Below are 10,233 nucleotides of genomic sequence, written 5' to 3'. Positions count from 1 at the left end.
ACCGAGTGAGAATCCAAGCCAGATATCTGTGTAGAAATTCTGGCCGTCATAATCCCCCAGGAAGAGACCGAAGGACGGAATGGTCTCTCCGTCAAACTGGGCAGAGTTCCAGACATTGAGGGTAGGGCCCGCAAAAATCCTGAGTCCAGGCATGACGCTCAGTCCAGCCATGAAACGAACCTCGCTAAGGCCGTTGTAGCCGTTGTTGCTAGCCCACGGGCTTACACCCTCGTTCATCTGGTAATGTATAGCGTCGATATCCACGTAGAACGGATCGAGGGGAATGCGGGTTCCGAGTCCCAAGCCGAATCTCGAGTGTTTCGTGTCGCCCAAAGGATTGTAGCCATAAGTGTAGATGTTGTAGATGTATTTCGAACCCATCTTGAAACCAACACTCACGGGAGCCGTCTCATCCGCCCAAAGGGTAACATGATACCAGCCGTCGCCAGCGACGCTGACTATGCCTATCGGGACACCCTCCTGCTTGGCTGCAAAGTTGAAAACACCAAGTTGAAGCCCGCTCGATCTGCCTGCGATGTTGGCCACACCTAGCTGGGTAAAGGTTCCACCGGTTTCAATGTTGGTTACGCCGAGTTGTAGGGGCACATCGCCAATAGAAATGTTCAAGGGCCCGGATACCTGCGCGCCCTCCGCACCGCCGACGGCGAGGTTTAAGACTCCTGCGAGTTGAATACCAGCGACATGTCCAACCGCTATATTAAACACGCCTGCAGTTTGAGCTCCGTTTACATTTCCCAGAGCGAAGTTGAATACGCCGGCAAGATGAGTGACGCTCACATCGCCGAGGACGAAGTTGTTCACCCCGGCAATCTGCACTCCTTTCACGTTTCCGCCGGTGAAATTTGTGATCCCTGCTATCTGCAAGCCGGTCATGCTTCCTGCATTGACATTGGCTAATGAACCTATCTCGAATCCTACGAGATTGCGGTTTATTCCGCCGAGCACGTTAAAAGAGAAGTTTGTTGTAACGTTTGTTCCAGGAAACCCGTTAGAAGATATTCCCGGTACGCAGGACGCAGATATTGGCCTATAAAGGGAGTCCGCTTGTGAAAAAACAAACACCGGCAAAAGCAAAACTATGATGCAGTAAAACGAAGATTTTCGCATTCTTCCTCCTTAATTATTTCTTGCGTATTCTGAAAGATAGTATATCCCTTGCCGTTCCCGAATCAACCGCCTTTACCCTTGATTGCCCTCCAGACAAGAAGCCCTGTAAACGCTATAACTAGCGCCCAGAAAGAAACTATTACAGCCGCTGCGACCCAGTTTTTTTTAAGCTTCGCTGAATTAAGCGTTTGGACTCTTTCACGGCATTCTGCCATCACATCTTTAGGGATCATCCTGATGGATAGAAGGATGCCGAGTGGTACCAGCACGAGATCATCCAGATAACCGAGTATGGGTATGAAATCCGGAATGAGATCGATAGGACTCAAAGCATAAGCCACCACGCATGCTGCAAATACCTTCGCGTGCCACGGCGTTCCGGGATGCCTATACGCCAGCCATAAAGCATAGGTTTCACTCTTGAGTTTTCGAGCTCTTGCCTTGAGCTTATCTACAAATTTCATATTAATATCATTGATTGAAAATTCCACACCCAGGAGTTCTATGATATTTCCCTGACATGTAGTAACTATGCCCTTAACATCTTTGCTACTTCAGCAACTCGTCTTCCGTGAAGCTTTGCGTTATCAATCGTCCTCTCGTCCGGCACCCCTTTGCACGCAGTTCCGTAATGACCTGTCGCCGACATTGGATCACCAACTATTATCATGCCGTAAATGAGCATCGCCTGTATTATTGAAATTATGGTTGTTTCCTTACCTCCTGATCCATCGCCTGATGTCGCAAATGCGGCGCCGGGTTTTCCTTCCATTTTGCGTCTGACTGTAACAAACTTATCGAAAACGGATTTCAATTCCGCTGCCATTGAACCAAAATAAACCGGTGAACCGGCAATGATGCCATCAGCAGATGCGAACTCTTCTGCCGTGACCTCTTCGGTAGAACGCAATAGCGTTCGAAAACCTTCTACGTTTTCAACGCCTTCGCAAAAAGCCTCTGCCAGCTTTCTGGTATTTCCTGAACGAGAAAAATATAAAACCAATATGTTCATACACTCTCCTTGAGTTTCAGTGAAACAATATACAACTACTGAATTAAAAGTCAATTAAACACCGGCACGATGAGTGAATATAGCATATTCTAAGTATCCTTTTTAAAAGTTTTTTTCGTATTTAAATCAAAAAAAATACTAAATACTGAATTATTTGTAATTCTATTGACAAAAAAAAAGTTTAGCCTATACTTTTGTGCAGGATAAGGTGGGCTTGTTCAATATTCCAACTCGGAGGAACACATGCTCAAAAAAGCGCTCATTATTGCCGCCCTTTTGACAATCGGTGCAACCGGTCTTATGGCTCAAACAAACTGGGCTGGCGCCTTTGATGGCGACAAGGCTGGAACATGGCAGGGTTCTCTCACACCCTATCAGGATCCATGCTTCCTGGGAACATGGGAAGAGTATGCCCCTTTTGATCCTCCCCCCCACGGATTTATAAGGGGAGAAACAATTGAACTCATCAAAAACTTCTATTATGTGACTGGCTATATTCTAGACGATAAAAATAACGTCATAGGCAAATGGGAAGGTAAATTCCCTGCTTTTGACGACGCCCTTGCCTCGGGTACTTGGTGCCTGGAATCCGGCGAATCGGGCAAATGGACAGGCTGGTCTATCTAGCAGATTAACTCAACTCAAAGGAGAATCCCATGAAAAAAGTATTGCTTATATTAGGAGTACTGGCTTTAGTTCTCGGCGCAAGCTCGCTTTCAGCTGCAACCAACTGGCACGGCAAGTTCTGGGGAGACAGTGAAGGCATATGGAAAGGTACCCTTTACGATAATGAGCAAGATCCGCCTATATTCAAAGGTAAATGGGCCTGTGAAGAAACCGCTGAAGAAGGAACCCTCTACGCAGTTCTCGACTATGCCGGACACGGCATCTTCAAGATTGTTAAGGGAACCATCTACGACATAAATGGAAACTTAATAGGTGCTTGGGATGGTTATTTCGACCAGAACATAAAGCCAGGCTATGCAGAAGGTGAATGGAAAACCTTCGACGATCCTGATGCAATCCATTATGGCAAGTGGCAGGGAAAACGAATCCTTTTTGAAGAAGAATAGACCATTTAAATAGTAAACCCTGCCTTTCTTGGTTCCGAGAGGCAGGCTTTAAAATCAGTGTGTATTCGAGGAGCGGCAAAATAATAAAAAACACGCGTAGGAGAAAACAATGAAGAAAATACTCTTCACTTTTACTATGCTCGTTGTCGCTCTCGGCGCAAGCTCGGTTCTAGCCGCAAACACGGACTGGGAAGGAAAATACTGGGGGGACCATGAAGGCATCTGGGCCGGCACGTTATTTGACGACCCTACCGGACCGGACAAACCTCACTTTGAAGGAAAATGGGCTTCAGCCGATGAAGCGGACTACGGCAAGCTTTTCGCGGATCTGAAATATGAAGGTCACGGCATATACAAGGTTGTAAAAGGAGTCGTCTACGACGAGAAAGGATATTTGATAGGAACCTGGGACGGCTACTTTGACGTAAACTACAAGCCTGGCCGCGCCGAAGGCACCTGGGCGGAGATTGACGCAACGTCCACGCAGCAAGGCAAATGGCAGGGGAAACGAATCCTGCCTTAGATTGAAGCTTTAACAGAGTCAGCCCTTCCGTCAATTAAATTGATGGAAGGGCTCCAAATCAGAGGGTTCAGAAGGAGCGGCGAACAAAAACAAAAACCTTTTGTAGGAGAAGACATGAAGAAAATACTGCTAACCGTACTAGCGCTTGCGCTCGTTCTAGGTGCAAGCTCGCTCGCAGCCGCAAACACTAACTGGGAAGGCAAGTACTCTTGCGTTGACCAGGGCGTATGGAAAGGCACCATCTACGACAGCCCTATTGGACCAAAGCCTTACTTTTCAGGCAAATGGACTTCAGTAGACGTGAACAAGCAGGGAACTATGTACGCATCGCTGCAACCCGACGGATTCGGCAACTACAAGATAGTAAAAGGCACTTTATACAACGAGAAAGGATTAATCGTCGGCTACTGGTACGGTTCCTTCACATTGATGGTCAAGCCCGGTCACGGCGAAGGCGCCTGGACGTGGGTGGACGCACCGTACAAAGGCAAATGGGTAGGCCAGTTGATAAAAGCTGACGAGGAATAATCGAATAATAATCAAATCGGCTTTTTGGCAGTTTTAGAATCTTGTGATGGTTTCTGAAAACAAGCGTGTTCAAAAGGAGTGGCAAAGAAAACCTTCAATCCAAGCTTGCTAAGCTTAGGAGGAGAAATGAAAAAAGCACTGCTTATCATTGCGGCTCTGGGAATAGTTCTTGGCGCGAGTTCGCTTGTGGCCGCTAACACGAACTGGACAGGCAAGTACATCTGCATGGACCAGGGTATCTGGAAAGGTACTATCTATGACGATCCAACCGGCCCTGCAAAACCTTACTTTAAAGGCAAATGGGTTTCTATGGACGTCAACAAGCAGGGAACAATGTATGCAAGTCTCAAGCCCGACGGATACGGAAACTACAAGATAATAAAAGGCACGCTTTACGACATAAACGGTAACGAAGTCGGTTTCTGGGATGGATACTTCACGTTGATGGTAAAGCCAGGTCATGGCGAAGGCGCATGGGCATGGATTGACGCGGCCTACATAGGCAAATGGACTGGCCAGTTAGCATTGACTGACGAAGAATAGCTTAGGAAAATAAAATGAAAAAAATACTCCTCGCAGCAACCATTCTTGCACTCGTTCTTGGCGCGAGCACTCTCGCAGCACAAAACACAAGTTGGAAAGGCACCTACTGGGGCGATCCCACCGGTATCGACATTCACGGTAATTGGAAAGGAATCATCATTGATGATCCGACCGGTCCCGATGCCCCAGAGTTCAGAGGCAGATGGATATCGGACAACGGTGTCGATTATGGAAAACTATATGCGACTCTTTCCTCAGACGGCGGCGGCATCTACAAGGTCATTAAAGGTGTTATCTACGATAAAAAAGGCCTCGTTGCGGGAACATGGACCGGCATCTTCAATCTTATCGTCTCTGAACCAGGCCAAGCCGAGGGTGAATGGATACTGACTAATGATCCAGCTGCCATTCACCACGGTTTCTGGAGCGGTACACAGATAATACCGTACGAAGAATAGATAACCTAGAATAAACTGCGCATATCGCCGGGTGGATTTGTTCCACCCGGTTTTAATTTTATTTAAGAGTTATTCGCCAGGCACGTTTGCTGGATGAGTCATCGAAACGAAGCTGCTGGCGAATTACTAATTCCAGGCCGTCTTCAGACCATTCAGAAACCCATGATGGATAGTTTTCGAGACCGGAAGAGATGTTACTGATAACAAGCCCCTTATGTTTTTTTAAATCGTAAAGCATGGGATTCATACCTGAGGGGATAAAAATAAAATCGGATGTAGGTGAGAATGTCGCTCCAAGCGCCTGTTCAGAAATGAGACGCAGGTTAGCATCATAGATTGAAATAAGGTAAAGCTTGTAAGTTACCACATCAAGTCCCTCAACGGGTTTTCCCATTATTATCCAGCGTTGATCCGGCGATACAACAAGGTAGAAATCAAGATTTTCGATAACCTTCTGACCCGTTTCTGCAATATTGAACCACGTTTCGGATGATTCTGCCACTGCAGAGCTGTCAAGCTCCTCGATAAGAAAAGGAGCCTGCGCTTGGGGCGCTGCGGAAAGGATGAAAAAACTCGTAATAATCAAGGATGACTGGTAAAGCAATTTGCCTCCTTTTTTATTAGATTAATCTCATATTAACGGTTGTCAACAAGTAAGGTTTGAAAGAAACAAGTCAAAAGAGAACGCAAGGGATTGAAGATTTTTACCCCGATTACTCTATCCCGACTACGGCCTTGATGTACTGCAGTCTTTCATAGAGTTCAGGATTGTCCGATTCCTCCTGGCTAAGCCTTCCTCTGAATTCTTCGACTTTGGAGAAATTGTGGCGTTTCATCCATTCTTCTAGCCCTTCAATGACATTTCTGAGAAATGATATCCCTTGTTTGTAAAGCGCAGAGCACATCTCAACAACGCTAGCACCTGCAAGCAGCTGCTTAACGACGCCTGTCGCATCATGGATTCCTGTTGAGGCTGCAATATCGGCATTAATGCGTCCAGCAAGCAGCGCAACCCATCTAAGCGTACGTTCGATTTCCTCAGGATTCGAGAAGGGGTAGCCCGGTTTCAATTGCATCTTGTCGATATCTATATCAAGCTTGTAAAATCTATTGAAGAGTACAATCGCATCGGCACCGCGATTTGCTAGTTCCTTGGCAATATTCCCAAGGGAGGTGAAATACGGACCTATCTTGACTGCAACTGGTATTTTGATCTTAGGTTTGACGGATTCGATTATGTCGAAGTATATTTTTTCTACTTCTCTTGCCGTACGTTTAGGGTCAGATGGCCTGACGGAAATGTTCAACTCGAGACCGTCCGCACCCGCATCTTCAATCTTGCGGGCATAGTCCACCCACCACCGAGGAGACACGCAATTAAGGCTGGCAAATACGGGGATTGGAACCGCTTTCTTGGATTCGGTTATGAAATCAAGATACTTGTTTGGTCCGAGAGCGTATCCTGTTTGCCTAAGGTAATCTACGGCTTCAGGATGACCGGGCAGCCATGTATTCTGAGTCAAATCGTCGACTTCAACATCAATCTGCTCTTCAAATATGGATTTAAGAACTACAGCGCCAGCCCCTGAATCGGCGGCTTGAATTATACCGTCCAGGGTTCCCGAAAGACCACAGCTTGCAACCATCAAAGGATTACGTAATTCTAACCCCATGTATTTGGTTTTAAGATCAGGCATCGCCGCTCCTTTTTGAAAAAATATTATTTACGTGAATTACTTTAGCAATAATTCATTAAGCGTCAAGTGGTCAACGCACCGCTTTCTACTTTTGAAATTGTGAATATGAGGAATATCCCGCAACTAAACCTAGAATTGAAGTTCGACTAGATACCCTGTAAACTTAATGGAAAGCGTAATCCGGAATCGAACTCCGTACACTCCGAACAGATGACGGATATGTTCGAAACTTCAACCTCCCAGTTGAAATCCTTTTCCGCGAGATATGCAAGAACTTGAGGAAGGATATCCTTTTTTATGTTGCCGTGCACAAGTGTTATGTGAGGCATCCAGCTGTCAGGATGAAAGTAATCAAGAGGTTTTGTTGCCCATGAATCCACGACATGGCAGAGGGAGCGGTGAAAGCTGGTAAATTGAGGATCTCTGACTACAGGTATATAGATAATCGGCTCAGCTGCATTAAAAAAACCTATACCCTCAGTATGTACTTTAAAGACAGATTTATACGCGGTGAACTGTGAAATCAAGGGTTTTATCTTTTCAAGATCATAATTCTCAGCAACGTGATAAGAGAAATGAGCAAGCGGCACCTTGTAGGGATGTCGAACCCCGAAATGTACAAGAAGCTCGTGCCATATTCTTTCGATGCAACTGCGAGGTTCACCTCCGAGAAGAGTGGCAATTGCATAGGCTCCTGTTTTTGCTTTTCCGCTTACCATATGTCATAACCTACTCACAAAACACATGATGTCAACGTTTATGAGCTTTGAGTGTAAACATGAGAGGGATATCTCCTCGACCGGAGGGCGGATGCCAGAATCCGTCTTTTCCCTTTTCAAGGAACGTATAATGCCTTCCGAACATGTAAGGATATTCCTTGAAGTATTCGATTGTGAGTCCTGCATTGATTAAGGAGTTAAGTATCTCCGAAACCGGGTGCATCCATTCGTATGACATGGTATTTTCTGTCTCGAAACGGGATACGGCATAGGAACTATCGTCTTCAAAAAGCATCGCTTCCTTTAGAAAGTATGAATAACGGATGCGGAAGTCTCTAGGATTTTCATCATCAAAAACATGGGCAAAGGGATGGGATTCCTGAATGAAGAAGAAGCCGCCGGGTTTAAGGAAATGCTCTATAATCTCAGCCCACTTTTTCAAATCAGGCAGCCAGCATAAAACCCCTTGAGAAGTAAAAACAATATCGTAACCGTTCTTATCTCCCTGCTGGCAAGATAGTTGATTGCAGAGATCGTAGATATCCGAGCAGACAAATGTTGAAGGAATATTGAGTTCCTTCGCAATTGCACGAGCATGTTTAATTGCCTTAGGAGAAAAATCGACGCCAGTAACAGTTGCGCCAAGTCGTGCGAAAGAAAGCGTGTCCAGCCCGAAGTGACACTGAAGGTGAAGGAGCGATTTGCCCTTTACGTCGCCTACACCTTCGAGTACAATCTTATCGAGGGTATTTTGCCCCCTTTTAAAACCGTCCAGATTGTAAAAATCTGATTTGACGTGCGGTTCCACCATGTCATTCCAGTGGAGCATATTCGCCTTTACCTTTTCATCCATAATCAACCCATCGGTATCTTCTTTGTCGCTCTCAGCGAGAACATGAAGGGTATGTCCATCCTGTCATCAGGGAGATACCAATATCCGTCATCTTTGCGTACAAGGTTTGAATGCATAGGCGCAGCTGCAAAAGGGTATTCGTTGAAATTCTCGATTGTAAGCCCCGCTGATATGAGCGAGTTAATGATGGTCGAAACCGGATGGAGCCACTTATAGAAAACTTTGTGCTCCATTCTCGCATCCGAATCAGCGTATGATCCGCTTTCATCACACCGTACAGGGCCAGATGAAAAGTAAGGATACGATATTCTGAGTTCGGAATCGGATGGAGGACCGCCAAGGTCGTACACCTGAGAAAAAGGATGCCCGTCAACCATAAAGAAGAAACCACCCGGTTTTAAAAAGCGTGATACGACTTTTGCCCAGCGCTCAAGATCAGACAGAAAGTACAACACACCGTAAGATGTAAATACTACATCGAATGCGCCGTCAAGATTTTGAGGCAGGTCGTAGACATCTGAACATATAAAACGTACAGACAGATTAAGTTCCTTTGCTAGTGATTGTGCAAGTTCAATAGCCTTGGGAGAAAAATCTATGCCCGTGGCTTGTGCACCCATGCGAGCAAAAGACAAGGTACCCATCCCGAAGTGACACATTAAGTGAAGGAGCGATTTGTCTTTGACGTTGCCAACGCCTTCATATTCAAGCTTATCAAGAAACAGACCGCCTTTTTTGAATTTCTCAAGATTGTAGAATGGAGACCTCGCATTTACATCAACCAGTTCGTCCCAACGTTCATAATTGGTTCTAGTGAATTCATCCATAAGACAACCCCTACTTTACTTCGTCTCGTATATCATTAAAAAACAAGAGACTTGCGAGATTATTGGCAATTCCATCCGAACTCCTATTATACGTTTAGCGATACTGTAAATATACTCCTTAAAGATGCCCTGTCAATTCCTGGATACATATTCTGTCAAGTCACCCCCTATCTTAATTGTTTAATTATAGACTTAGAAGAAAAGGCGGCACCCGGATTTGAACCGGGGAATAATGGTTTTGCAGACCATCGCCTTGCCACTTGGCTATGCCGCCTTAACGAAAGTGATTATAATTGAGGTTAGTTAGTTGTCAACTCCGGACAGAAAAACGCAGTCAGGATTAACTCTTCGAGGTCAGGAATCTAGGACAAAAGGGTGACAGAACGTGGTCAGAGGATGGACAAAACCGCCCCCAAATAATGCTCAAAGCATTATTTGGGGGACCCCGCTTAAGCTCTGGATTCAAGGTTAGTGGTCAGATTTGGAAAAAAATACGTCAGAGGAACTATCAACGTCGTTGCGAGACGACTCCCAGCCGGCGAAGCAATCTATTCCCGCAGGGAATGCTCCTTTATCTCAAAACCACAGCCTTCTTAGTGACGCTTGCCTTCCCCGCCTCAAGCTTAATAAAATACACGCCCGATGGGAGGCTTACCTTAATCGCCGCTTGACCCTCACCTTGAACTTTGTAGCTCTCGATTCTTCTGCCCGTGGGATCGTAAAGGCTGATCGTGCCCTGCTCGCCTGAAGGTAAGGAGTATCGAATCGAGTAGGGATCACCGACGTCGAGTAAGGGGGATGCAGGTGTTGCGGGCGCTGCAGGTTCCTCTACGCCCACAGGAAGCCAGTAGTGGAATACGGTGTCAGGGGGT

General features: G+C 45.9%; 15 protein-coding genes and 1 tRNA gene. 6 read left to right on the top strand and 10 right to left on the bottom strand.

Features of this window, described 5'->3' with window-relative positions; translation table 11 throughout:
- The 3 genes from GX441_12250 to GX441_12240 form a co-directional block, all read right to left on the bottom strand.
- Nucleotides 1-1,128 (bottom strand): hypothetical protein (locus GX441_12250; protein NLI99411.1); only part of this gene is annotated, 1,128 nt, incomplete at its 3' end.
- A 62-nt stretch (nucleotides 1,129-1,190) separates the two neighbouring features.
- On the bottom strand, nucleotides 1,191-1,592 hold the full coding sequence (locus GX441_12245) for a DUF1232 domain-containing protein (protein NLI99410.1): 402 nt from the start codon (nucleotides 1,590-1,592) through the stop codon (nucleotides 1,191-1,193).
- Nucleotides 1,593-1,657: 65 nt separating this feature from the next.
- Nucleotides 1,658-2,140, bottom strand: coding sequence for a flavodoxin family protein (locus GX441_12240; GenBank protein NLI99409.1), 483 nt, complete (start codon nucleotides 2,138-2,140; stop codon nucleotides 1,658-1,660).
- A 243-nt stretch (nucleotides 2,141-2,383) separates the two neighbouring features.
- On the opposite strand from GX441_12240, the gene GX441_12235 reads away from it, so the two are divergent.
- From GX441_12235 to GX441_12210, 6 genes are all read left to right on the top strand, one after another.
- The gene (locus GX441_12235) at nucleotides 2,384-2,767 is read left to right on the top strand and encodes a hypothetical protein (protein NLI99408.1); all 384 of its coding nucleotides are present in this window, start codon (nucleotides 2,384-2,386) and stop codon (nucleotides 2,765-2,767) included.
- A gap of 29 nt (nucleotides 2,768-2,796) precedes the next feature.
- Nucleotides 2,797-3,213, top strand: coding sequence for a hypothetical protein (locus tag GX441_12230; GenBank protein ID NLI99407.1), 417 nt, complete (start codon nucleotides 2,797-2,799; stop codon nucleotides 3,211-3,213).
- Between the two features lie 109 nt (nucleotides 3,214-3,322).
- Nucleotides 3,323-3,736, top strand: coding sequence for a hypothetical protein (locus GX441_12225; protein NLI99406.1), 414 nt, complete (start codon nucleotides 3,323-3,325; stop codon nucleotides 3,734-3,736).
- 114 nt (nucleotides 3,737-3,850) lie between these two features.
- On the top strand, nucleotides 3,851-4,264 hold the full coding sequence (locus GX441_12220) for a hypothetical protein (GenBank protein ID NLI99405.1): 414 nt from the start codon (nucleotides 3,851-3,853) through the stop codon (nucleotides 4,262-4,264).
- 126 nt (nucleotides 4,265-4,390) lie between these two features.
- Nucleotides 4,391-4,807, top strand: a complete 417-nt coding sequence (locus GX441_12215; GenBank protein NLI99404.1) for a hypothetical protein — start codon at nucleotides 4,391-4,393, stop codon at nucleotides 4,805-4,807.
- 14 nt (nucleotides 4,808-4,821) lie between these two features.
- On the top strand, nucleotides 4,822-5,265 hold the full coding sequence (locus tag GX441_12210) for a hypothetical protein (GenBank protein ID NLI99403.1): 444 nt from the start codon (nucleotides 4,822-4,824) through the stop codon (nucleotides 5,263-5,265).
- A 58-nt stretch (nucleotides 5,266-5,323) separates the two neighbouring features.
- On the opposite strand, the gene GX441_12205 is transcribed toward GX441_12210, so the two are convergent.
- From GX441_12205 to GX441_12175, 7 genes are all read right to left on the bottom strand, one after another.
- Nucleotides 5,324-5,869, bottom strand: a complete 546-nt coding sequence (locus tag GX441_12205; GenBank protein ID NLI99402.1) for a hypothetical protein — start codon at nucleotides 5,867-5,869, stop codon at nucleotides 5,324-5,326.
- Between the two features lie 109 nt (nucleotides 5,870-5,978).
- Nucleotides 5,979-6,962: a dihydroorotate dehydrogenase-like protein gene (locus GX441_12200; protein NLI99401.1), complete on the bottom strand. Its 984-nt coding sequence runs from the start codon at nucleotides 6,960-6,962 to the stop codon at nucleotides 5,979-5,981.
- Nucleotides 6,963-7,108: 146 nt separating this feature from the next.
- Nucleotides 7,109-7,681: a 2'-5' RNA ligase family protein gene (locus GX441_12195; GenBank protein ID NLI99400.1), complete on the bottom strand. Its 573-nt coding sequence runs from the start codon at nucleotides 7,679-7,681 to the stop codon at nucleotides 7,109-7,111.
- A 31-nt stretch (nucleotides 7,682-7,712) separates the two neighbouring features.
- Nucleotides 7,713-8,534, bottom strand: coding sequence for a class I SAM-dependent methyltransferase (locus GX441_12190; protein NLI99399.1), 822 nt, complete (start codon nucleotides 8,532-8,534; stop codon nucleotides 7,713-7,715).
- A 2-nt stretch (nucleotides 8,535-8,536) separates the two neighbouring features.
- Nucleotides 8,537-9,361, bottom strand: coding sequence for a class I SAM-dependent methyltransferase (locus GX441_12185; protein NLI99398.1), 825 nt, complete (start codon nucleotides 9,359-9,361; stop codon nucleotides 8,537-8,539).
- Nucleotides 9,362-9,563: 202 nt separating this feature from the next.
- A tRNA-Cys gene (locus GX441_12180) sits at nucleotides 9,564-9,635 on the bottom strand.
- A gap of 297 nt (nucleotides 9,636-9,932) precedes the next feature.
- Nucleotides 9,933-10,233, bottom strand: a 301-nt coding sequence (locus GX441_12175) for a T9SS type A sorting domain-containing protein (GenBank protein ID NLI99397.1), incomplete at its 5' end; no start/stop codon positions are given.

It is taken from the genome of bacterium (assembly GCA_012517375.1).
GTDB lineage: Bacteria > Hydrothermota > Tepidihabitantia > B3-TA06 > B3-TA06 > JAAYVC01.
This window is presented reverse-complemented; position numbering and strand designations above follow the sequence as displayed.